Annotated in this window: 20 protein-coding genes and 5 pseudogenes; 11 read left to right on the forward strand and 14 right to left on the reverse strand. The window is 62.4% G+C overall.

What is annotated here, in order from left to right:
- Nucleotides 1-278 (forward strand): hypothetical protein (locus AC3A3W_RS12210; RefSeq protein ID WP_487443116.1); only part of this gene is annotated, 278 nt, incomplete at its 5' end.
- Nucleotides 279-447: 169 nt separating this feature from the next.
- Here the strand turns inward: AC3A3W_RS12210 and AC3A3W_RS12215 are convergent.
- From AC3A3W_RS12215 to AC3A3W_RS12225, 3 genes and pseudogenes are all read right to left on the reverse strand, one after another.
- The gene (locus AC3A3W_RS12215) at nucleotides 448-1,194 is read right to left on the reverse strand and encodes a hypothetical protein (RefSeq protein WP_487443117.1); all 747 of its coding nucleotides are present in this window, start codon (nucleotides 1,192-1,194) and stop codon (nucleotides 448-450) included.
- Between the two features lie 188 nt (nucleotides 1,195-1,382).
- Nucleotides 1,383-1,808: an Hsp20/alpha crystallin family protein gene (locus AC3A3W_RS12220; protein WP_487443119.1), complete on the reverse strand. Its 426-nt coding sequence runs from the start codon at nucleotides 1,806-1,808 to the stop codon at nucleotides 1,383-1,385.
- 259 nt (nucleotides 1,809-2,067) lie between these two features.
- Nucleotides 2,068-2,371: pseudogene (locus AC3A3W_RS12225) on the reverse strand (DUF4193 domain-containing protein).
- Between the two features lie 473 nt (nucleotides 2,372-2,844).
- On the opposite strand from AC3A3W_RS12225, the gene AC3A3W_RS12230 reads away from it, so the two are divergent.
- The 3 genes and pseudogenes from AC3A3W_RS12230 (at nucleotide 2,845) to AC3A3W_RS12240 (ending at nucleotide 3,851) form a co-directional block, all read left to right on the forward strand.
- Nucleotides 2,845-3,465 carry an IS110 family transposase gene (locus tag AC3A3W_RS12230; protein WP_487443261.1) on the forward strand — a complete coding sequence of 207 codons (621 nt, stop codon included), beginning with the start codon at nucleotides 2,845-2,847 and terminating at the stop codon, nucleotides 3,463-3,465.
- Nucleotides 3,462-3,527 (forward strand): annotated as a pseudogene (locus tag AC3A3W_RS12235) (hypothetical protein); the annotation flags it as partial. The gene AC3A3W_RS12230 and the pseudogene AC3A3W_RS12235, both read left to right, overlap by 4 nt.
- 60 nt (nucleotides 3,528-3,587) lie before the next feature.
- On the forward strand, nucleotides 3,588-3,851 hold the full coding sequence (locus AC3A3W_RS12240; RefSeq protein WP_487443269.1) for a hypothetical protein: 264 nt from the start codon (nucleotides 3,588-3,590) through the stop codon (nucleotides 3,849-3,851).
- A gap of 380 nt (nucleotides 3,852-4,231) precedes the next feature.
- Here AC3A3W_RS12240 and AC3A3W_RS12245 read toward each other — a convergent pair whose 3' ends face one another.
- Nucleotides 4,232-5,176: an alpha/beta fold hydrolase gene (locus tag AC3A3W_RS12245; protein WP_487443121.1), complete on the reverse strand. Its 945-nt coding sequence runs from the start codon at nucleotides 5,174-5,176 to the stop codon at nucleotides 4,232-4,234.
- A 348-nt stretch (nucleotides 5,177-5,524) separates the two neighbouring features.
- Between AC3A3W_RS12245 and AC3A3W_RS12250 the strand changes: the two genes are divergently transcribed.
- The 3 genes from AC3A3W_RS12250 (at nucleotide 5,525) to AC3A3W_RS12260 (ending at nucleotide 7,897) form a co-directional block, all read left to right on the forward strand.
- Nucleotides 5,525-6,172, forward strand: coding sequence for a DUF998 domain-containing protein (locus tag AC3A3W_RS12250; protein ID WP_487443123.1), 648 nt, complete (start codon nucleotides 5,525-5,527; stop codon nucleotides 6,170-6,172).
- 434 nt (nucleotides 6,173-6,606) lie between these two features.
- A complete protein-coding gene (locus AC3A3W_RS12255) occupies nucleotides 6,607-6,828 on the forward strand; it encodes a hypothetical protein (RefSeq protein ID WP_487443125.1) in 222 nt (73 codons plus the stop codon).
- A 118-nt stretch (nucleotides 6,829-6,946) separates the two neighbouring features.
- Complete coding sequence (locus AC3A3W_RS12260; RefSeq protein WP_487443127.1) at nucleotides 6,947-7,897, forward strand: CPBP family glutamic-type intramembrane protease; 951 nt, start codon at nucleotides 6,947-6,949, stop codon at nucleotides 7,895-7,897.
- 1,097 nt (nucleotides 7,898-8,994) lie between these two features.
- Here AC3A3W_RS12260 and AC3A3W_RS12265 read toward each other — a convergent pair.
- The 10 genes and pseudogenes from AC3A3W_RS12265 to AC3A3W_RS12310 all read right to left on the reverse strand — a co-directional run.
- A complete protein-coding gene (locus tag AC3A3W_RS12265; protein ID WP_487443129.1) occupies nucleotides 8,995-9,594 on the reverse strand; it encodes a TetR/AcrR family transcriptional regulator in 600 nt (199 codons plus the stop codon).
- A 697-nt stretch (nucleotides 9,595-10,291) separates the two neighbouring features.
- A complete protein-coding gene (locus AC3A3W_RS12270) occupies nucleotides 10,292-10,420 on the reverse strand; it encodes a hypothetical protein (RefSeq protein ID WP_487443131.1) in 129 nt (42 codons plus the stop codon).
- A gap of 86 nt (nucleotides 10,421-10,506) precedes the next feature.
- On the reverse strand, nucleotides 10,507-11,535 hold the full coding sequence (locus tag AC3A3W_RS12275; protein ID WP_487443133.1) for an NADPH:quinone reductase: 1,029 nt from the start codon (nucleotides 11,533-11,535) through the stop codon (nucleotides 10,507-10,509).
- Nucleotides 11,536-11,727: 192 nt separating this feature from the next.
- Nucleotides 11,728-12,330: a TetR/AcrR family transcriptional regulator gene (locus AC3A3W_RS12280; protein WP_487443134.1), complete on the reverse strand. Its 603-nt coding sequence runs from the start codon at nucleotides 12,328-12,330 to the stop codon at nucleotides 11,728-11,730.
- 281 nt (nucleotides 12,331-12,611) lie between these two features.
- A complete protein-coding gene (locus AC3A3W_RS12285) occupies nucleotides 12,612-13,478 on the reverse strand; it encodes an alpha/beta fold hydrolase (RefSeq protein ID WP_487443136.1) in 867 nt (288 codons plus the stop codon).
- Nucleotides 13,479-13,528: 50 nt separating this feature from the next.
- Nucleotides 13,529-14,527, reverse strand: a complete 999-nt coding sequence (locus AC3A3W_RS12290) for an NADP-dependent oxidoreductase (protein ID WP_487443138.1) — start codon at nucleotides 14,525-14,527, stop codon at nucleotides 13,529-13,531.
- 1,131 nt (nucleotides 14,528-15,658) lie between these two features.
- Nucleotides 15,659-15,838 carry a hypothetical protein gene (locus AC3A3W_RS12295; RefSeq protein WP_487443141.1) on the reverse strand — a complete coding sequence of 60 codons (180 nt, stop codon included), beginning with the start codon at nucleotides 15,836-15,838 and terminating at the stop codon, nucleotides 15,659-15,661.
- Between the two features lie 820 nt (nucleotides 15,839-16,658).
- Nucleotides 16,659-17,104: pseudogene (locus tag AC3A3W_RS12300) on the reverse strand (IS110 family transposase); the annotation flags it as partial.
- A gap of 58 nt (nucleotides 17,105-17,162) precedes the next feature.
- On the reverse strand, nucleotides 17,163-18,407 hold the full coding sequence (locus tag AC3A3W_RS12305; RefSeq protein ID WP_487443143.1) for a low temperature requirement protein A: 1,245 nt from the start codon (nucleotides 18,405-18,407) through the stop codon (nucleotides 17,163-17,165).
- A gap of 128 nt (nucleotides 18,408-18,535) precedes the next feature.
- Nucleotides 18,536-18,701: pseudogene (locus AC3A3W_RS12310) on the reverse strand (type I restriction enzyme subunit R domain-containing protein); the annotation flags it as partial.
- Nucleotides 18,702-18,963: 262 nt separating this feature from the next.
- Between AC3A3W_RS12310 and AC3A3W_RS12315 the strand changes: the two are divergent.
- The 4 genes and pseudogenes from AC3A3W_RS12315 to trxA form a co-directional block, all read left to right on the forward strand.
- Nucleotides 18,964-19,077: pseudogene (locus tag AC3A3W_RS12315) on the forward strand (nucleotide exchange factor GrpE); the annotation flags it as partial.
- 34 nt (nucleotides 19,078-19,111) lie between these two features.
- A complete protein-coding gene (locus tag AC3A3W_RS12320) occupies nucleotides 19,112-19,279 on the forward strand; it encodes a chaperone modulator CbpM (protein ID WP_487443145.1) in 168 nt (55 codons plus the stop codon).
- Nucleotides 19,276-21,912 (forward strand): ATP-dependent chaperone ClpB, encoded by a 2,637-nt coding sequence (gene clpB, locus AC3A3W_RS12325; RefSeq protein ID WP_487443147.1) that lies wholly within the window; start codon nucleotides 19,276-19,278, stop codon nucleotides 21,910-21,912. The genes AC3A3W_RS12320 and clpB overlap by 4 nt, the downstream gene beginning before the upstream one ends.
- On the forward strand, nucleotides 21,909-22,337 hold the full coding sequence (trxA, locus tag AC3A3W_RS12330) for a thioredoxin (protein ID WP_307465815.1): 429 nt from the start codon (nucleotides 21,909-21,911) through the stop codon (nucleotides 22,335-22,337). Before clpB ends, trxA begins: the two co-directional genes overlap by 4 nt.
- The last annotated feature ends 281 nt before the right edge of the window (nucleotides 22,338-22,618 follow it).

Consider the following 22,618-nt stretch of genomic DNA (forward strand, 5'->3'; position numbering starts at 1 on the left):
CACTGCCCCGCGCACAGCGGATCAACCCCGGCACCGGTGCCGCCCTCGCCGTGGTCCCCATCTGGACCGACAAAGAGGACAGCCAGCACCGTTCCTTCGGCGTGTTCTACCTGCCGCCGGCAGGGGACATCTGGATGCTCCGCCCGGGCTTCACCGGGTTCCTTGAACCCGGCGTTGACGACTTCGAGCACCTGGTGGCCCTCCGCAACGACGCGTTCCGGAAGGCCGTGTCCCACGCAAACGAATTCCTCTTCGGCCCGCCACGGCTCGTGGAGTGACCTTGTTTTCTGGCCTGCAGGGTTCAAGCCGAAGATGCTTCGGTCCGGAAAAGCAGTGGTTGTCTTCGATCCGGAAATAATTAGTGGTTGTCGGGGGCGTCATTCCACCGCGGGAAGGAGCGCCGGGTGTCCACAGTGCAGGCACCGGTTACGGGCAGCAGTTCACGGCCTATGCGTGGACGGGGACGGTGCCGATGACCAGTGTGCCCTGGGCGGCGGCGTGGCGGAGGTCGAGGCCATTGAGTGTGATGCTGAGGTTGTCGCCGCTGATGACCAGGACGTGGCCGCCGCAGGCGGCCTCTAGCCACAGCGCGTCTGCAGGCTGCTCCGTGTGGAGCTGGTCCCGGAAGAGGTTTTTGCCGCGGATGCTGAGGGTGATGAGGCCCTGTGGTGTCACGGCGAAGCCGCAGCTCGCAGACGTTGCGGTGGCCTCTTCCAGGATGTCGCCCAAATCCGGGCTCATGGCCAGCTGGAAGCCATGGAAGAGCAGCACCGAGACGAGGGCGGAGGTCATATCGCCGTCATTCTCCCGGAACGTCACGACCGGGACCAGCGTATAGGCCAGCACCGGCACCAGCCGTTCCTCTCCGTTGGCGGTCTGCTGCGTCAGGACCAACCGGGCCGCCACAGGGGTGAGCTCGCTGGGAGCCCAACGGCCCCGCTGGACACTCAGGCCGGGATCGCTACAGCCGCGGTGGCACACACAGTCGGTGAACGTGACGTAATTGGTGCCGTCCGGCCCGGTGCTTTCCGTGACGTTCACCAGCAGCGAGAGCGGCTCACCGGACTCAAGGGGCCCCCGGCAAGCAGCGCACGCGGTCGCCATGGAGGCAGCCGTGAGCACGTAGTCGATCGTGTCCCTGCCTTTGAACGACTCCAAACGCCCGTCCCAGGCAACATGGCGCGTGACTGGCATGGCAGCGAACCCCGTCCTCCTCATACTCCCAGGAACTCTCTGGTCCCGGGGTCGTGTCTCCTTCGTCTTCATAGGGCGCGGTCCCCGGGTCACGGGTACCGGAAACCGCGCCCGGGGGAGGGGCACCTCGCCGCTATTGCTGCCTGCCGGGCAGAGAGGCAGTGGCGTCCGGCGCTCCTCCCTGTCGGTTAGGCGCTGATCTGCTGCTGGGCGCCCTGGCCGGTGGTGATTTCGATCTTGCGCGGCTGTGCCTTAGGAGCGACCGGGATGCGCAGGGTCAGCACCCCGCCGTCGTACCCGGCCTTCACATTCTCGGCATCCAACGCGTCGCCGAGGACCAGCTGCCGGCTAAAGACACCCTGCGGCCGCTCTGCGGCCACCAACTCGGCCCCTTCGGGGGCGGTGATCTTCCGCTCAGCCTTCACGGTCAGGACGTTCCGCTCGACGTCGACGTCGATCGAGTCAACATCCACGCCGGGCAGGTCGGCCGCGACGACGAATTCGGTGTCCTCCCGCCACGCATCCAACGGCATGGCGGCCGGGTGCGCGGCCGTGCCGAACACCTGCTGGGCAAGCCGGTCCAGCTGGCGGAACGGATCGCTCATCATCAACATCACATACCTCCTTGTTCACTGTTCACGGGTCTCGGATGATCTATATCCGCCGATATAGATTTTTTACCACTTTCGTTAACCTCAGGCAAGGGCCTGGACGGGTGAAACTCCGCCCCTCCGACGGGGACCGAGGAGATGGTATGGCTGCCCGCCACAGTGTTTAACGGTTGTTTGGCAGCAGGTAGCTGTGCTGCGTTCCAAGGCGTGGTCCGGACACTCCTCCCTGCGTCCGCCACCGAGTCGGGACGGCGCGGGAAGGTCAGCCTTCACATTCGGTGCAGTACTTCCTACCGCCTTCTTCACGGGCCAGTTGGCATCTGTGGTGGACGAGGAAGCAGGACATGCACGTGAATTCGTCGGACTGGGCCGGCACGACGTGTACGAGCAGTTCCTCGTTGGAGAGGTCCGCGCCGGGCAGTTCAAAGGATTCGGCGAGGTCTGCCTCGTCCAGGTCAATGACTGCGCCGCCTGCGGCGCCGGCTTTTTTCGGTTTTCAGCTCCACGAGAGGCTCCGTGGCCTCGTCGTCCTGCGTCGCCCGCGGCGCATCGTAATCGATGGACACGCCTGATGCTCCTTCATCTGGTCATGGGCAAATCTTCGCTAACCAAATTCCAACCTCAAGGCCAAGGGCCCTATTCCCCGTGGATGAAACGGTAATACTGGAAAAGTCCTTGAGCCGGCGTGGCCCAGCAAAAAACTGACGTGCCTGGCGGCACTGTCTTACCGACGATCTGTCCGCCGGCTCAAGGTCCGTCAAAGAGGGTGTTGATCCAGGCGGACATGACCTCATAGGAGCCTGATTCGACCAGTCCAATTATCGTTTTGTCTGCCCACCTGCCCCGCGCCCGATCAATCAGCATGGATCTCGGCTGAGGGGCAATTTCCATCTTGGCAAACGAATCAATCCAAGTCATCGCGGGCATTGACACCCACGCCGATACACACCATGTCGCCGTCATCAATGAACACGGCAAACCCCTCGCGGATAGGGAATTCCTGGCCGTGTGATCGGGATACCGAAAGATCTTAGACTTCATCCCCCGCTACGGCACGGTCACCGCGGTTGGTGTCGAGGGAACAGGATCCTATGGCGCGGAACTCACCAAGACGCTTCGCAATGAAGGGCTCACCGTGTTGGAGGTGAACCGCCCGAACCGCGCTGCGCGGCGGCTGAAGGGAAAGTCTGATCCGCTGGACGCGTACCACGCCGCTCAATCAATACTCGACGGCCGGACCACCGCGATCCGGAAAGCCAAAGACGGCCCCGTTGAATGCCTGCGAGTCCTGCGGGCCGCCCGCACATCAGCGGTCAAAGCCCGCACCGCCGCAATCAACCAGATCAAAGGGCTCCTGGTTACGGCCGCGGACAAAGTCCGCGCAAGATACCGGACACTCGGGGCCAGAGCTCTAATCACCGCCCTGCAGCGGCACCAGGCCTTCGGGACGTATGGGCGACCCAACCTTTGTTTGCCTCCTGACACTGAAGGCCCTGGCCACGCGTTGCCAGTCCCTGTCAGCAGAAATCACCGCCACGGACGCCGCACTCCAGGAAATCCTCGACACCTATGCCCCGATGCTCTGCGACCTACCCGGCGTCGGCACGGAAGTGGCCAGTCAACTGCTCGGCACCGTCGGGCGTCGGGGTCGCACCCATAGCCGCATCCTCGGGCAAAACCACCCGCCACCGGCTCAGCAGAGGCGGCGACCGCAATGCCAACCACGCCTTGCATTCGGTAGCCCTTGTCCGAATGGCTTCGTGCCAACGAACCAAGAAATACGTGACTAAACGCACCGCCGAAGGCAAGAGCAAACGGGAAATCATGCGCTGCCTCAAACGGTACGCAGCCCGGGAAATCTACCGCCAAATCACCAACCCTCAAGCAGCCCCCAACAACACCGACCTGCGCCACATGCGCACCAAACTCGGATTGACGATCACCACCGCAGCACGCGAACTTGGCCACTGGCCATCCAAAATTTCCCTTCTGGAACGGGCCTCGTCCGCAACGACGCCCTCGCCGTGGACTACCGCCAATGGCTGACCGAATAAACAACCAAAATCAGGATTTGAGAGGATTAGGGTCACCAGATCATCTGCAATTCACATCGACAAAGGTTTTTGGTGGCCTGTTCGAGCTCCAACGGCCAAGCAGCTCCGCACTCCTCCGTTAGCTTGCGCGCCCGGGCTACGTAGACGATCGCCAGGCTCTGCTGCTCTTCTCGAATGCTGAACTCACTGAGCATCGGGATCGGTCATGGACAGCGGCCCTCCCTGCTCACAGGCATGAACGACTCCAGCAGCGCGCCACCGACCGCTTCGACAGAGGCCACGCGGGTGATCTTTGGCAACACCCTCGCTCGCTTCCTCCATTAGCCTTGCTTGCCGCTGGGACGACGGGCAGGCTTGGGCCGACGGGTCCGCTCAGGCCGTTAGGGGCACTTTGAGGAAGTCATCGAGTGCCGCACGCGTAAATGCACTCTGCCCGAGGCCCAGGTGGCCGCCGGACTCCTGTGGGATCAGGACGCATCCGGGGATGCGATGAGCCGCCTGCTCGGCAGGGGCGAACGCGCACAACGGGTCGTCCTTGGCTTGAACGATGATCGTCGGGACGGCGATCTTTTCGATGGGAAGGTCATTGACGGCGGGGTTCGAGACGTAGGCGTCGAACACGGCACCCGCTGCTCGCGGGCCAATCGGGAAGATGCTCTCCACCATCTCGTCCATCTCTTGCGCCTGCTCCGGCGTCTTCGGAAATCCCGCAGGAACCCCCAACAGGCGGGCGAATTGTGCTCGTGCGGCCTTCTTCATCACCCACAGCGGGAGGTCGGCGTAGAGCAACTTCGCCCACACCGGTGGGGCAACCGCCATCGGGCCGCCCGGGAAGCTGCCTGACAGGACGACGAGGTGTTTCGTCCGATCCGGATGGCGCAAGGCGAACTCGAACGCGGCGGTGGTACCGGCGGAGATACCCACCATGTCCACCTGGAGGACATCGAGATGGTCGAGCAGTGCGGCGAAGGCATCGGCCTGGTCCCGCGGACTCGCACTGGCAGCAAGCCCGGAACCTAGATAGCCAAAGCGTGATGGGGCGATGATCCTGTATCCGCGCAGGATCGAGCGGACGGAGAGCAGGGCCCCGTCGCAGCCGTGGAAGATGCCGTGACTAACGAGAACCGGGTCGCCGGCACCGGACTCGGCGTACTCCACCGTACCGAAGGCGGTGCTGATGTAGTGGCGCTGAACGGCTGACAACCGGTTCCGAGCGACCATGAAGTCCCGCCGGTATGCCCGGATGACGCCTGTGGCGAGCCCCGCTACGGTGGTGGCCGTCGCGGCGATGAGTATGCGGGTGGTCAAGGTTGTCATGACCTTCATGGTGTTCGCGGACGAAGGGTACTCCCAGAGGCCAAGGTCCCGCATAACGCGACCGGCGCCGGCACCTTTCGTTGGCCGGGCCCACTGCGTCTCAGTCCTTCTTGCCCATGCCCACACTCTGAAAGCACGTTCGTGGATGGGTGGCTGTCGCATTCGAGGGTGACAGGAGTATGGGGACATCTCCCGACGTCAGGTCGTTCGGCACTGATGGGTGTCCGCTTCCGGACAGATCATGGAACCGAGGAGGCAACAGCAATGAATACCCTTCGAAATGTTGATTCAGGTGGCGACGTGATCTCGCGTTGGTGGCGTAGTCGGGCTGTCAAGAGAGGCCTGATCTTGGCGGCGATCCCAGCTGTCGTGGTGTACGTCATCACGGATGTCCTCTCGGCCCTGCTATACGGCGGCTACAGGTTCCTGGACCAAGCGATTAGTGAACTGAGTGCCTTCGGATCACCTGTCCGACCGCTCATGGTGACCGCCATCCTCACCCACGCTGTGCTCCTGCTGGCATTCGCAATAGGCCTTCTCCGGGTGGCGCAGCGAGGAAGCGCCTTGTGGTGGATTGGCACCATCGGGGTCGCGGGTTTCTTAGTCGTAGGCATCCCGAATCACACGTTCTGGGCGATGAGTTCCCGGGGGACGGTGACGGGGTTCAACGACACGATGCACATCGCGTTGTCGATCGTGTTCACGGTGATCGTGGTTGCCACGATGATTCTTTCTGCAGTCGCGTACCGCGGCTGGTTCCGCCTTTACGCGGTGGCTACCCTGGCCGTTGTGGTCGCGTTCGGGGCAGCTGCTGGCGTCGCGATCCGGGGGATCGAGCAGAACGAGACTGCGTGGGCAGGCGGGTTTGAGCGGATCAACGCTTATGCCTACTTCGCATGGCTCATCGTGCTCGCCGTGATGGTGACTCACCATGAACTCGACTCCCCACGAGTGGGTGGCGAGGGCGACGGTTCCCGTCCCGAGGTACCCGCGTGAGGGCTGTCAGCGCATGCACCTAGGAGCGGCCCTGTCCGCCGACCGTGCGGTGCCGGTCAGTGATGCCCACAGCTCAAGTTCCACCTCCCACCGGGGAACCGATCGGATTGATGAGGTTACCCCGGGGTGCGAAAGTTGCCGGAGTGTTGAGCAGCTGGCCCTAAGCAGGTCTGGCAGTTGCGGTTGTCCGTGACGCGAGGCTGGCGTGGTTCCACGGCATGGTGTTGCAGAAGTGGCCCAGTGCGCTGCCCTGGTCGGAAGCTCCTATACCCGGATCCTCAGGCAAGACCACCCGTCACCGTCTCCTCAGAGGCGGCGACCGCAACGCCAACATGCCCTGTACCAGGTGGTCCTGGTCCGCGTGGCTTCCTGCCAACGAACCAAGGACTACGTGGCCAAACGCACCGTGGAGGGCAAAAGGAAAACGCGAAATCATGCGCTGCCTCAAACGCTACGCCGCCCGGGAAATCTACCACCAGATTACCAACCCCCAGGCAGCCCCCAACAACACCGACCTGCGCCAGAAGCGCACAGAACTCGGCTGCACCATCACAACCGCAGCACGCGAACTTGCCCACCGGCCCTCCAAAATTCCCCCCTGGAACGCGGCATCCTCCGCAACGACACCCTGGCGGCGAACACCCGCCAATGGTTGACCGACCAAACAGGGCAGAGAGATAGCCCGTAAAAGACGGGTCCTTGGCCCCTACGGCGGAGGATTGCCTCAGGGAAGACTAGTTGCATGCGAAACCTCAGCACGTTGAGTGAGGAATCATGTCAAGAACGAACTTGAGCGGGAAGGCCAGACTTCTTCCGGGGATCACCTGGTCGACGTTCCTCGTCGGGGCGATACTGCTACTTAACCTCGGCGACGCCACGCTCTATGGCGTCGGAGTTCCGCTCGCCGCCCTGGTCCTCGTACTTATCCTGCCCGCTTCGCGACCCAGATGGGCTGTTCGTGTTGACTGGCTCGATATGGCCGCAGTCTTCGGACTCTACGTAGGTGTCGTGGCCCTCTTCTGGCTGGCTTTTAGGGTGTTTACCCAGGCAAACACTCTCGGGCTGTTCCTCTCGTTCGCTGCGGGGATGCTCCTCGGCGTCCTAGGTCCAGTTGGATACAACACGTGGATCCGGCGTAGAGCCCTGAGTGGTTTGGGCATCACTCGCAGGAATGTGGGCCAGGCCTTCGTCCTAGGGCTTGTCCTCGCGGCGATCCAGTTCATCATCACGTTGTGGGGATATCCGCTCCCGCGTCCCGTCGACTGGGTACCGCTGCTGGCTTTGGCAGTCACCGTGGGATTCTTCGAAACGGTCTTCTTCAGAGGATTCATTCAGACCCGCCTCGAGGCCAGCTTCGGTCCGGTCGCAGGTGTCGCCGGAGCCGCCGCCCTGTACGCGGCGTACCATGTCGGATATGGCATGGGAGGGTCCGAGATGCTCTTCCTTTTCGGGCTCGGCACGGTCTACGCGATCGCCTTCACCCTTGTCCGCAACGTCATCGTCCTCTGGCCTCTGCTGGTGCCCCTCGGATCGTTCTACAACAACCTGCGCGGCGGCGGGATCCCGATGCCGTGGGAAGCCATCTTGGGTTTTGTGGACGTGCTGGGGCTCATGTTCGCCGCCGTCTGGTTTGCCTCAAGGCATGAGCGTCGTCTCAAGGCGGCTGGAGCGCCCCACAGCAAGGAGGCCACGCCGAAACCCCATCAGGTTCGTCGACGAGAGTAGTGAGCGCGTTCCCTCAACCGTCACGATCCTCATTCATTCATTATGAATTGATCGCATGCCAAACAAGCGGTGGCGCCACTGTTCAAAATTCCCTTCGTCATGATTTGAAACCTATAGGAGCATCGTCTTAGGTGGAACGCGGAGCGTCAGTACGCCGTCCCAAGCTCAAAGCGTGGACAATGTCCACACCCATTTTCACCAGCTCAGACGATCTCAAAAGTGGGGCCCGACGCCGGGAGCGCAGGAGCTCTTGTATTCTGCGCCAGGAGACTTCCGTAACGGAATCCCCCGCCCACCGACGCGTCAGGCATCCGCCACCACAGCGGATAAAGGATCCATTCTCGGCGTTGGGTTTCATGGTTCAGAAGAGGGTTGGGTTGGTCTGTGTCGTAATGGTGTGGGACTGGCTCGGATTGCCTATGTTTTCGGGACTTCCCAGTGTTTTCAAGGGCCGGAATGCAGTTCGAGTCCCACCTTGGGCACACATTTTCCGCCAGGCTGGGGCCCCTACGGCCTCTAGCCCGGCTGACAGTGTCAACATCCTGTCGGCGGTGGCTCGGATGGCGTCCTCAAGCTGTGTAATTATTGTTGGCCGTTTCTGTGGTCGGATCCTTCCTTCTGGATTCAGCGAGGGTGTGCTTCTTACTCCTTCATTGCGCGGTCTGGGCCGAGCGACATGACTGTATTGGAGCTGGGGGAGTGGGATTGCGCCGACTTGTTGTCTTGTGGTGATCATGACTGATCATGGGCTTGTTCGCGGCTTGCAGCATCACAACTGAGCTTCCTTGGCTTCTTTTTTGCGGGTTTGATCCGTCGGACTCGCTGCATGGGTTGGCCGAAGTGCACGTTGGCTGGCCATTGCTGCTGGCGCTGATGCCGGCGTCAGCGGTGGATAGTGTCCATGGAAGACTCGCCTGGTTTCCTGCGGACGCAGAAGCATCATCAACTCCAGAGGTAAGGGCTCTTCGGCCAAATCCCATGTCGGAGAGCCGATATCCGGCCTTTCGTCGAGTATGGCCGTCAGGGGATTGGGGGAGGGCCCGCTAGCAGGGGGCAAATCTGGTTTCTCCGAGGTGCGGGAGTTCCCACAGCTCCTTCTACGACCGGTGGTGGTCCATGAGCAGCTTGGCCATGGTCCTGGCGCGGCCGGCAGCGCGGGCGTCGCCCTCCGCCGCGGCGACGATAGCTCCCTTGATCAAGATGTGAATAGACCAGGCGAAATCGTGCGGGTCGTTGAGCCCGGCCGATTCTGCGAGTTCCGCGATCTGTTGCCGCGTCCTGTCCAGGTACTGGATGCTCGCTTTCCCGAGGGGGTGGTCGGAACCCATTTCCATCAACACGTGCAGGAAGGAGCTGACCTGGGCCGCGCCCTCGCGGAACCAGTCGTCGAAGACGTCAAAGATGGTCAGCATGGCTGCCTCGTCACTGGTTCCGCGGCGGGCGATTGCGTCCTCGATCGCGACCGTGCGTTCCAGATACCACTGCTCGAGGAAGGCCAGCACGACATCGTCCTTGGAGCGGAAGTGCCTGTAGAAGGTTGCCTTGGCCACGCCTGATGCGCGGATCAGTTCGTCGACTCCGACGTCGCGAATCCCGCGGCGCGCGAACAGCTGGTAGGCCGCGGCAACGATCTTCTCCCGAGGACCGCCTGTTGCGGAGCGCCCTGACTGTTCAGCGCCGCTTTCTGGAGTTTCCACACACGGATAATACACAATCCCACGGGACCAAGACAGACAGACCGGTCTGTCTCGTGCTTCGGAACATTGGTCCTATCCTGCGAACCCCGTGGAGAGACATCAAGGAGAACAACTAGCTGGGGGGTTCACCCGGACCTCTGGAGCGTCGGCCGGGGTCGAGGCTGAGGATGCCAATCCGCGGAGAACCCTGCGCCTATCTAGGCGAGCTTTGGAACGCCGATAGTGGAGATCCATAAACTTGGGCCGACCGTGGGAGGGCATTTGGAACGCCACCGATCGAAGGGTTAGCAGCCGGCTAGTCACTGCTCTGCGGCCGCTCTTGCGACACCCATTTGGCTGTGGCCTCCGTTGGGTCGGGTTCTTGGCTCGCGTGTCGGAAGGTCAACTCGTACCTGCCTTCAGGACTTTCTATCGGGAACTCCGATAATTCTCGAAGCTCAGACTTACGGTCCTTGTCTCCACCTTGGTAGGTCACGTGCAGCCTCATAGTCGCAACCGTAGAACACCTGCTGGCTCATAGAAAGCTCTCTTCAGGCAGCGCGCACGGCGTGAGCGCTCTTCATGAACTCCAGATCCGAGGATGCTGCGTTCGCCGATGACGTCGCCTCGTCGGCTTCGACGGAGCCGATTCATTGCACGGCTTTCCCTGAACTTCGGGTTCGGTGGAAAGCTCGGGATCGCCGTAGGCCACCTGCGCTCATTCCAGGACCTGGTCTGCTTCCTTGACGTACGCGCCATCCAACCGGTCGTGGACAGCACTTTTGCCGTCGAGGACGCCCAAAGAGCCTACGAGAAGCTGGCTGAGGGCGCCTTTGGGAAAAGTCATCACCCATCGCCCAACAAGAGCCCGGCCCCTCCGCCGAGGGCAGAACCTGAATGCGGTCCCGGTCCGGTGGGGCGGGAGGGCATGGGTCAGGATGATGGTGTGACGTCGATGAGTACCTTCCCGATGGTGCCCTGCTCCACGGCGTCATGTGCCGCTGCGGTCGCTTCGAGCGGGAAGCGGGTCAGCGGCAGGCCGTGTTCTTCGCCGACGCGCAATGCACCGGCCTTCAGCGCCTGGGAGACGGCGGCCACGGCGTGTTGTTTCTGCTCGTCCGTCACGGTGTAGGTGAGGATGAACTGGTATCGGACGTTCTTCGTCATGCTTTCACGGATGGGAACCGTCACTGATTCCCCGGGATTCGCCGCGTAGATGGCTATGGTTCCGCTTGGCTTGAGCACCTGCACGTCGGAGTCGATGTTGGCTGGGGCGTTTACGTCGACGATGGTGTCGACTCCGCCGGGGGCGGAGCGCCGGACGGCAGTCACGACGTCGTCGGTGCGGTAGTTGACGACGGTATGGGCGCCGGCGCTGTGTGCGAGTTCAGCTTTCCGGTCTCCGCTGACGGTGGTGATGACGGTTGCTCCGGCCCAATTTGCGAGCTGAATGGCAGCGTGTCCCACTGCGCCTGCGCCGCCGGTGACCAGCACCGTTCGTCCGGCCAGGGCTCCGGGGGAGAGCCTGGCAGGGCCGTCCTCGTTTGAGGTCAGCGCCCGGTGCGCTGTCAGGGCGGGGATGCCGATGGACGCGCCGGTGTCGAAGGATTCAGCGTCCGGAAGCGTGACTGCTTTGGCCGCCGGTACGACCGCGTACTCCTGTGCCGTGCCCTCATTGCTGCCCCAGGCGACGTCCCAGAGCCAGACGCGGTCTCCGGTGCTGAGTCCTGTCACTCCGGAGCCGACTTCGTCGATCACGCCGGCGCCGTCCTGGTTGGGAACCTTCGGTGCCTCCAGCGTGGTGCTTGCTCCTCCGCCTGCCCGGGACTTCCAGTCGGTGGGGTTCACCCCGGAGACGACCATGCGGACCCGGACCTCACCCTGGCCGGGATCAGCCAGCGGCTTGTCCTGAAGCTTCAGCACCGAGGACGAACCTGTCTCTTCGTACACAATCGCTTTCACGTCTTCTCCAATGAGTCGGGGTACCCGGGGCCGGCCTTACCAAACCAACCTATCGAAGGACGACGACCAACTTCCTGTGCATGATCCTTTTGCCGTCTGGCACTCGGTTGAGGTGGAAATGACGTCAGATTGGGGTGAAGTTCCAGCTGACATGCGGTAGGTCTGGCGCGGCGATAGGTGAAAGTTCTTGCGTCAGCGGGGCAGGAGCAGGCGGATCTGGGTCCTGATGTCCTGCACAATGTCCTCGATGCGAAGAGCGGGATTCGCACTCATTGCCATGCTGAGGAACATGACGGCCGAGACGATGCGTGCGGTTGTTGCGGCATCATCGGCACTGAAAATTTCATCGCGGCCCAGGATGGCAGCGATGGCCTTCTCGGTCTGCGCGACGATGGAAAGGGCTTCACTGTGGTGTGGCTCCGTTGGGTCCCCGAAGACCATCTCCCGCAGGTAGGTGCGCCCATTCTCGACCTGAACGCGGTTGCACTCCACGATCGGCCCCACGATGGCCATCAGCGCATCCAGTGCATCCGGGATGGTTTCAGCATTGGCCCGGCCCCGCTCGAGCGCTTCGGCGTAGTGCGCGTTCTGCACGAGTAGAAGGAGTTCTCCCTTGGTCTTTGCGTAGAGGAATAGGGTTCCGGTGCCGATGTCGGCCTTATCGGCGATTTGCTGGGTTGTGACCTCCTCGATCCCGTGTTCCGCGAACAGTTCACTGGCCGCGGCAGTGATGCGGTCAAGCTTCTGCTGCTTGTTCCGCTCGCGTCGTCCGAGCGGCTGGGATGCGACGGGCATGAAGGTTCCTCTGGGCGTAACTGACTGGACTCAGTTATGAGTGTAACGACCACGGAGAGCCGAGGGCATCCCCGGTATGTCTACTTCTCGCAGTGGGAGGGCTTGACCGTGCTTCACGCAGGTAAGCGCGGCGTCTGTGTTGTAAGCGTGAGTTGCCGGCGACGAGTTGCTTTGTGACGAACCTGCGGAAATGAGTGCGGGCCTTTTAGTAGTTCATATCGTTCCGGTTGCGGCGGTGACGTGGGGCGCCCATTGTGCCTCCTGGTCTCGAGCGGTGATGGTCAGTTGGCGAGGAATTCGACGGCGGCGGGGGCGAATTTGGCGTGGTACTGGAAGATGGCGCCGTGGCCGGAGTCGGGGTAGATGATCAGTTCGGATCCCTTGATACGCCGGTGCAGGTCTTCGGAGAGGACGGATGGCACCATGCGGTCGTTGTCGCCGTTGGCGATGAGGGTGGGGTGCGTGAGCGTGGACAGGTCTGACGGGGTGGAGCGGCTGAACGACTGGATGGCCTTAAGCTGCGTTTGGAATGCACGGGTACTGATCGGCTTGTCACGGTTGGCGGCGCGTTCCTGAAGGCGTTTGATGAACGCTTTCGCGGCCGGCTTGCCGGTGGTGTTGCGGTTGAAGAACAGGAATTCCTTGGGATCGGACCGTGTCAGTGTTGCGCGCAGGATGTCCCGGTAGGTGGTGCCGACCACTTTATCCATATCTTTTCCTCCTCTCGGGCCGGTCCCGGTGAGTACGAGCTTGCGGACCAGGTCGGGATGCCTGAGGGCGAGGTCTTGGGCGATCATGCCGCCCAGGGAGAAGGAGAAGACATCGATCGTGTCGAACCCGAGGGCCTTGATGAAGGTGTAGGCGTCGTCGGCCATTGCCTCGATACTGTCGGGAACCTGCCCGGTGGAAGCGCCGACGCCGGGCTGGTCGAAGGTGATGACGTGGCGGTTCTTTGCGATGGGGTCGATGATGCGGGGATCCCAGTTATCCAATGTGGCGGCGAGGTGCACGAAGAACACGACGGGGATGCCGCCTCTGGGCCCCAGCTCGCGGTAAGCGTAGGTGGTACCACCGGCGGTGATGGCTTTGGTAGGTGCTTTCGTGTAAGAAGTGACGACGGATTCGTGCGGGGTGCCGGTGTTGTCCATGACGGTTAGTTCTCCTGGGTGGTCTGCGAGGTGGAAAGGCTGGGGCGGGTTCAGGCGGTGAGACTGAGCACTGCTTTGCCGCGGATGCCGCCCGCGGCCAGGGACTGCAGCGCCTCTGGGGTCTGGTCGAAGCTGAAGACTCTTCCTACGGTGGGGCGTAGCACGCCGTCGTCGACCAGGGCGCTGATCTGGCGCAGTTGGTCGCCGCTGGCGCGCATGAAGAGGAACTCATAGCTGACGCCGAGTTTCCTAGCCTGCCTGCGGATCTTGCTGCTGAGCACGGTGGTCGCCAGGCGCAGCATGGGACTCAGGCCGGCTTTGCGCGCGAATGCCGGATCCGGCGGGCCAGAGATCCCGATCGCCTTGCCACCGGGCTTGAGGACGCGCAGTGACTTCTCGAGGTTTTCCCCGCCGAGGCTATCCAGCACCAGGTCGTACCCGTTGAGGAGCTGCTCAAAGTCCTGGGTGCGATAGTCGATCACGATGTCGGCTCCGAGGTCGCGCACGAAGCCGGCGTTGGAGCTGCTCGCGGTGGTCGCAACTGTCGCGCCGAGGTGCTTGGCGAGCTGGATGGCGATCGAGCCGACCCCGCCGGCGCCGGCGTGAATGAGAACCTTGTGTCCTGGTCGCACGTTGCCCTGCTCGACGAGGGCCTGCCATGCCGTCAGCGCCACCAGCGGCAGCGAGCCCGCCTCCTCCATGCTGGCCGATGCAGGCTTCAGCGCAAGGTCTTCCTCGGCGACGGCGATGCGCTCGGCGAAGGTGCCGATGCGGTCCTGGTCGGGGCGGCCGTACACCTCATCGCCGGGCTTGAACCCGCGCACCTTTGCCCCGACTTGGAGGACGGTGCCAGCGACGTCGTTGCCGAGGATCAGCTGAAGTTTGTAGGGCAGGATCTGCTTGAACTCGCCCAGCCGGATCTTCTCGTCCAACTGGTTCAGGCCCGCTGCCTGCACCTGCACGAGGACATCGCAGTCCCCGACGATTGGCTCGGGGACGTCCGCCTCGCGCAGCGGCTCCCGGTACTTGGTGACTACGAATGCTCGCATGCCGTGATGCTCCTTCAGGGGTGTTGGTTAGATCGGTCGAAAAAATGATCATAATCAATTATGACTAAGCTCAGATATTTGTCAAAAGGGAAGCCTGATCGCTGCGAGTAGGGGAGCACTGGCTGAGCAGTTCTGAATTACGGAGTCTGGAGAGAACAACGCCACGAACGGTGGCAACAAGAGCCCTTTTGCAGGCAGTCCCCCGCCTATTTCGTAACGCCGATAGTGAGCGTTTCATCATTCTGGAACGCGCTGGGCATGGTGGCTGTTCGATGCTCGATAGGGCGACGTTCTGGTCATGGCCTTCTCGGTCTTTCCGCCCATGAGTTGTTCTAAGGAGGTCGCAACGCTATGACGTTCATTGAATCCCAGTCCTCGGCTTGCTCCGCAGATCAATGCACGGTCAGGGTCGCGGGTCGGACTCCGCGGGGCCGCGGAAAAGTGGTGGCACGAGGCGGAAGGATGGCGTGCGGTGGAGAGGCATGCTCCACGCTCGAAGGATTGCATGAGGCCGGTCGGTGTTGCATCCAGTGGGGAAAAAGCGGGTGTGCACAATGTGCACACCCGGGGCTTCAGATTCGGCTGTACCGGCAGCGGACAGGGCCGGATTCGGGATGTTTTCGGGGGAGTGGCGGATTCTCAAGGGTTGGCGCCCGGTTCGAGTCCCACCTCGGGCACAGTGTTTCCAGTCAGGGGCTTTTTAGTCTCTGAGTGTGCACATTTTGTTCACTGGTGGGCCCCTTCAGGGGCCTTTTTTTTGTTGGTGGCCGTTGCCTTCTCTCTTGTTTGGTAGCGGTGTCGCTCGTTAACCGTTCATGACGGTGAGGGCGGCTAACTGCATGACCTGACGGGGGTTGGGGGAGCGGTGCCGCCGTGGCTTGGTTTGCATTCTTTGATGTCCCGACTGTTCATGCCGACGTTCCGAGAAGGTGCATGACCTGTGCGTCTTGTTGACGGGTTCTGCGCGGCGTGGGGTGCAGAACCCTGCCAATCAGGAGGATCCCATGTCGCTCATGCGGTGGCCATGCTCTCGCTCTCCGGCCATACGGAACGAAACTGTCCAATCGAACGAGCGGCTCCAAGGCTCTGGTGGTGCAGCGGGCTTTTCGGGCGTTGGAGATCGTTCAGTGTTCAGGCCAGAACGAGTATGTCCGAACCTGACAGAGTCATTAGCCCGTAAGTAAAGGCGCCCAGGTCCCACGCCTCGGCGAGACCTCCGTTGGCCCAGAAGGCGAGCGAGAGAACGAGCAGGGTGAAGTGTTCGCCGTCCAGGCCGGTCCTGGCCGCTTGGGGCAGAACGTTGACGTCCATTGATCCCTCCCGTATCGGGTGTCCTTTCCGATACCGCGAGCACAGACGATGGCGAACGCCAGCTCAGCCAACCGACCTGACCCTGGCCTAGCGTTGTCTGTGTCCGAGCCTTTCCTTTGAATCCCGTCGGCGCTGGCCCATTGTGCGTATCTGCTGCAGGAACCGCCTGCGGGGATAGTCTCCAGCCGGGGCCGGCGCCGGTTCTTATTCATCGCCGCGAGAGAAGCGCTAACGGTGCTTTGCGGCTTCGCTCATCTCTCACAGTCCCACCGTGACGCGCTGGACATTATGGTAATTCTTGCCAAAAATTCATGGGACCCCAAACGTCAGGGAGCTCCAACGATGACTGTGACATCACTGTTGAGTGAGACGGCCGGTTCATGTCCGGTAGGGCCATGCCTCCATGGACAGCTGTCGGTCAGCCGGCGCGGTGTCAGATCGGGGAGAGGCGGTGAACCAGCAGCCGGTGTCATGGCGTTCGGTCCCCGGGTCGGTTTGGCACCTGTACCAGCCGCGGGCTGAAGCTAGAGAGGACGGGCTGGCCCTTCGCTGCGGAAGTCGGTCCGCTCAGCTTGAGGGCGTGGATCGTGCCGACATCATGGGGCCGCTTAAACGGCGTCTAGAGGGACAGATCCGACCAGGTGTGGCCAAGGCGTCGTCCCGGCCGCCAGAGCCAAGCTGAAAAGAGGCAATGTGCACACCCTCGGTTTCAGATCGGGTCTTATGACGGCCGAACTGGGCCGGATTAGCGATTGCGGGGAGTGGCGGATTCTGAGGACTCGTACCCGGTGAGCGGCCTAGGGATCCGGTTTTACTTTGCGGTGTTCTGGGCGGCGAGGTCGTCATCGAAGCCGCCCAGCGCTCTGAGTTCGGCCAGAGTTTCATCACCCAGAGCGGTGGTGCACAGCGTATGCGGCATGGACCGGGCAGCGTTGGCGATGATCGCCGCTTCCCTCGCGTCGGCTTTGGCCTGATCCGGGTGAAGGCCCGCGATTCTTCGCATCGCTAAGCCCTGCGGGTAGCCAACGGCTGCACCGGCCGCTTGGGCCACCGCGACCTGCAGCGCTCCAACAGGGGCACGCTGGTCCACCACAAGGAGGATCTTCCCATGCGCGAAGAGGGAGCCAAGAATTTCCCGGAGCCGGTTCTCGTCGTTTGGCAGAGCCCGTCGAAGAGCGTTTTGCTGGCCCTGTCCAGGGCCACCGCATGGTGGCCTGACTTCCGGACGCCACACCCGATGAGCACGTCAATGTCTTGGTGATCCAGAAATCACCGCCATAGTCGCTCCTATGTTCGGAGTCCACCGAGCTGTGTTGGCTGGCCGTCAGCGGGCTCCCTGTTGCGTTCGGCGGCGGCGGTTCACGGTGTCGGAAACTGCTACGCCGATGAGGGGAAGAACGGCCCCCATGGCGGCAACAAACGCGGGGAGGAGAAGGCTCAAATTTGCCAGCACCACTAAAGCTCCAATGCCGACGAGATCAGATGGGGGGCGCAGGCCCAGTACCTGTCGAATAAAAAAACCCCGGCTGGCAAGGAAGAGTGCCGGCCCACTAAATAGAAGTAGAACGGTGGACAGGTCGGGGCGGGCGGCCGGATCGCTGATCACGAGCTGATCACCAACTGCCACCAGGATCAGGCCTGCGAGTAACACGACCAAGGTGTTGCCAGCCAAAATGCCGGGCCGGAACTGATCATCGACCGAAGCAAGCTTTTTCAGAATGTCCTGTTCGAGGCCGTGGAAGTAGCACCACCAGATCGCGACGCTTCCGGCCAAACTTATGGTCCCGGTCAGAAATATCAAGGGGTCCTCCAGGTTGCCTGCAATCGCCAGGCCGGTTGAGAGGATCGTCTCGCCGAGCGCGATCAGGTAGAACAATCCGAACCTCTCAAAGATCCTCTCTCCCGGGAGCGGGACCCGGCTTCCTTCGGTTTTCCGGCCCGGCAACCGGTGCGCCAGCATATGGCCGCCCAGATCGATCGCGGCAGCGACACCCCAGAACATCAAACGGGGCCCTGGATCGAAGAAGACGCCGGCAATCCAAAACGGCGCGCTCATACACCCCCAGATCAGAGTGCGCACGAAATGGTTGTGGGTGGTCGGGTCAAGTCCGACAGTGAGTATCCACGCGCCCCGGCCCAGCTGGACAAGGAGATAGCTCGCAGCAAAGAGCCAGCCGAAGGCGTCAAACGCTGAGCCGATGGAGGCGTTCATGAACAGTGTGACAAGCATGATGATCAGCAGCATCCACTGGACTTCAAGCCGGGAAGTGTCCAGCAATGTAGCCGACCAGGTCGTGTACACCCACACTTTGTAGACCGCAAGAAGTAGCACAAACGTCTCACCGGCCCCCACCCAGGAGGGATGCTCCAGCAGATGATGGGACAGCTGCGATAGCGCGAAGACAAAGACCAGATCGAAGAATAGCTCAAGGCGTGTAACCCGGTCTCCGGAGGTTGCGGAACGCGTCAGCGGCCTGGCACGGAACATCAGTATCCTCCACTGGGCTAGGAGCGGACGGATGCCCCCTCCTGTTGTCGAAAGACTGACGACGGTCAGCAGAGAAGTCAAGGGGGAACTCGGCAGAGAGGTGGAACGGTGCACCGTCCGGCGGCGTCATGGAGCCGGTTCAAGCTGCCGCGGCCTCTTGACAGGCTCAATGTCCCCGGGTTGACTCCGGCCCTAACGAGGCGATTCGCCAGCAGCCCGTCCTCCCTTGCGCGGAACGTGCGGTTAAGACGGGCCAGCGTCTGCATCAGTAGCGCCCCCTTGAGCGGCCGAATCAGATACAGGCTATGCAGCGGGCGGGGAGTCGTAGCCGGCGAGCATCAAGTCCTTGACAATCGCCAGTTCCAGTTCGTAGTCCACATAGCCCCTCGTCTTGACCCCACAGACGAATGTCTCCCGCCCCCTTACCGTCAGACGGCCGATGCTAGCGAACGAGGTTCAGCGCCGCGTTGACGATGGATGCTTCGTCGATACCGTGGATCCGGTGTGGCGCCGTGCGCTGGCTGACGCAGATAATGTGCGAAAGCGCGCCGCCCGGGACGGCGCATAGCTGAGGGCACAGGAGCGCGCAGCGGTCTCTTTGGCGTGGCTGCCCGTCCTGGACAACCTGGAACTGGCCTTGGCTCATGCCCCGTCTGCCGGGGACCCGCTCGTCGATGGCATAGCCGCAATTCGATCCCAGGCCATCGATACCCTGGCCCGCCTGGGCTATCCGCGGATCGACTCCGAGAACGTCCCCTTCGATCCACGGACCCACGAGGTGGTCAGTGTGTCGGAAACGGACGAGACTGATCGCGCGCGTCCTGCGGCTGCATTCGGAGCTGGCGCTGAACTATGCGGCAATCCCGCTGGTACTGGACTTGCTGGCGCGGGTGGACACGCTGGAACGGCGTTTGGTTGAAATCACGCAAGTGGAAAGGACTACTTCGCGATGAATATGGAGAGTTTGACCCTGAAGTCGCAGGAGGCCTTGGCAGGGGCCCAGCGGATCGCCCAGCAACACGGCCATACCGAGACCGACGGCGAGCATCTGCTGGCGGCCCTGCTGGAGCAGGAGGGTGGCCTCGTTCCGCGGCTGCTCGTGGGCATGCAGGTTGACGTGGACGAGCTGAACAGGGCGGTCGAGTCCGAGCTGCGGCGGAAGCCGAAGGTCACCGGGCCGGGGGCAGCGCCAGGGCAGGTGTACGTGAGCCGCAGGCTCGGCACACTCCTCGATGCCGCTGAACGTGAAGCCAAACGGCTCAAAGACGAGTACGTCTCCGTGGAACACCTGCTGGTCGCGCTGGCGGAGGAAGGCCGGTCCACGGCGGCCGGCAAGGTGCTGGCCGAGCACGGCATCACTCGCGAGGCGTTCCTCTCGGTCCTGACCCAGGTCAGGGGAAACCAGCGCGTCACCTCGGCAACGCCGGAGCAGACCTACGAGGCGCTGGAGAAGTACGGCCGCGATCTTGTGGCGGACGCCCGCACCGGAAAGCTGGATCCGGTCATCGGCCGCGACGCGGAAATCCGGCGGGTCGTCCAGATACTTTCCCGCAAGACCAAAAACAATCCGGTGCTTATCGGCGAGCCTGGAGTCGGCAAAACCGCCATTGTGGAGGGACTGGCCCAGCGGATCGTCCGGCAGGATGTGCCGGAAGGCCTGAAGAACAGAACCATTTTCTCGCTCGACCTGAGCGCCCTCGTGGCCGGTGCCAAGTACCGTGGCGAATTCGAGGAGCGGCTGAAGGCGGTGCTGGCCGAGGTGCTGGCGGCAGAAGGCGGGATCCTGCTCTTCGTAGACGAGCTGCACACCGTCGTCGGGGCGGGCGCGTCCGAGGGGTCGATGGACGCCGGTAACATGCTGAAGCCAATGCTGGCCCGCGGGGAGCTGCACATGATCGGCGCCACCACCCTCGACGAATACCGGAAACACATTGAGTCGGATGCGGCTTTGGAACGCCGCTTCCAGCCGGTCCTGGTTGAGGAACCCGACGTCGAGGACGCCATTTCCATCCTTCGCGGCTTGCGGGAGCGACTTGAAGTCTTCCACGGCGTACGGATCCAGGATAGTGCTCTGGTGGCTGCGGCCACCCTATCCCACCGGTACATCACCGACCGCTTCCTCCCGGACAAGGCCATCGACCTCGTGGATGAAGCGTGCGCCCGGCTGCGCACCGAAATTGATTCAATGCCAGCGGAACTGGATGAGCTCACCCGAAAGGTCACGCGGCTCGAAATCGAAGAGGCTGCACTCTCCAAGGAGACCGATCCGGCCAGCAAGACCCGGCTCGAGGAGCTGAGGCGTGAATTGGCGGACCTGCGCGCCGAGGCCGACGCGAAGAGGGCCCAATGGGAAGCCGAGCGCCAGGCGATCCACAAGCTGCAGGAAATCCGCACTGACCTGGAGCGGGTGCGGCTGGAGGCTGAGGAAGCCGAGCGGAACTACGACCTCAACCGGGCGGCGGAGCTACGCTACGGCCGACTTGGTGACCTCGAACGGAGGCTGGCCGCCGAGGAGGAACGGCTGACCGCGAAACAGGGTGAAAAACGCCTGCTCCGCGAGGTGGTGACAGAAGACGAGATCGCCGACATCGTGGCGGCCTGGACAGGCATACCGGTCGCACGGCTGAAGCAAGGCGAACGTGAAAAAGTCCTGCACCTGGATGAAATCCTGCGCGCCCGCGTCGTGGGGCAGGAAGAAGCGATTAGCGCGGTGACGGACGCCATCATCCGCGCCCGCTCTGGTATCCGGGATCCCCGCCGGCCCATCGACTCCTTCATCTTCCTCGGCCCGACCGGCGTCGGGAAGACCGAGCTTGCCAAGGCTCTGGCTGCGGCGCTCTTCGACAGCGAGAACGCAATGATCCGGCTGGACATGAGTGAGTACCAGGAGCGCCACACCGTGAGCCGGCTTCTGGGGGCACCTCCTGGCTACATCGGTTACGATGAAGGAGGACAGCTCACGGAGGCGGTACGCCGGAAGCCTTACTCGGTGGTGCTGTTCGATGAGGTGGAAAAGGCCCATCCGGACATTTTCAACACTTTGCTGCAAGTGCTCGACGACGGACGGATTACGGACTCGCAAGGCCGGACCGTCGATTTCCGCAACACGGTCATCATTATGACCTCCAATATCGGCTCCCAGTACCTTCTGGAGGGTCCGGCCGAAGGCGGGGCGATCACCGAGGAGGCACGCGGCATGGTCATGGGTGAGCTCCGGGCGCATTTCCGCCCCGAGTTCCTCAACCGCGTGGACGATACGGTCCTGTTCGCACCCCTGGGACTGCCGCAAATCGAACGCATCGTTGATCTGCAGTTCCAGCAGCTGCGGCAGCGGCTGGCCGAGCAGCAAATAGAGCTGCACCTAACCGAGGAAGTGCGCCTCCTGATAGCCGAACGCGGCTTCGACCCGGTATACGGTGCCCGGCCCCTGCGCCGCTACATTTCCCATGTGGTGGAAACGCAAGTGGGCCGGGCCCTGCTGCGTGGCAGCGTCGCGGAGGGCGGATTGGTCAGGGTGACCGCATTCGAAGGGGAACTCGTGGTTGACTACAGCACGATAGAGCTGGAAGGGGCCGGAACCGCATGAACAAAGCCATCATCAAATGTCCCCATTGCGGCAAGTCCAACCGCGTTCCGGCTGTCGCCGAGGGCCGGCCACGCTGCGGGAGTTGCCACCGGGAGCTTCCCTGGGTGGTTGAAGCGGGCGACGACGACTTCGGCGAGATCGCCGAACGGTCCGGCGTTCCGGTACTGGTGGACTTTTGGGCGGTGTGGTGCGGACCCTGCCGGATGGTGAGCCCCGTGCTGGACCAGTTGGCACACGAACGCGCGGGGCAGATCAAACTTGTGAAGGTCGATGTGGACCACTCGCCGCAGCTCTCCGCCAGATTCGCCATTCAGGCAGTGCCAACGTTGCTGGTCATCGTCGACGGCAAGATCGTCGCGAGGCAGGCCGGCGCAGCTCCCGCCCCGGTACTAAGATCCTGGTTGGAGGGGGCTCTCACGAAGTAGCTCAAGAACAGCGGACGACCGCGGGCGGTTTCCCGCCACCCCTTATGGGCGCGGTGTCCCCGTTTTAGATGGTTGATAAGAATCCCGTGGTCTGACCGATTCAATGACCACACTGGCAACCATGTTGAGACGGGACATGCTCGTCGACTTCGAGCCGGCCACCTGTCTCGGACGTCGGTGCTCGGTGATGGCCGTGCGCCGAGCAGCGGAGGGATTTTCCTTTCATGAAGAGAAGAGCCGCGGCACGTCCTTGGTCCCTGCATCAAAGTGGGTGGGGACAC

This window comes from Arthrobacter sp. Soil_N43, assembly GCF_057655195.1.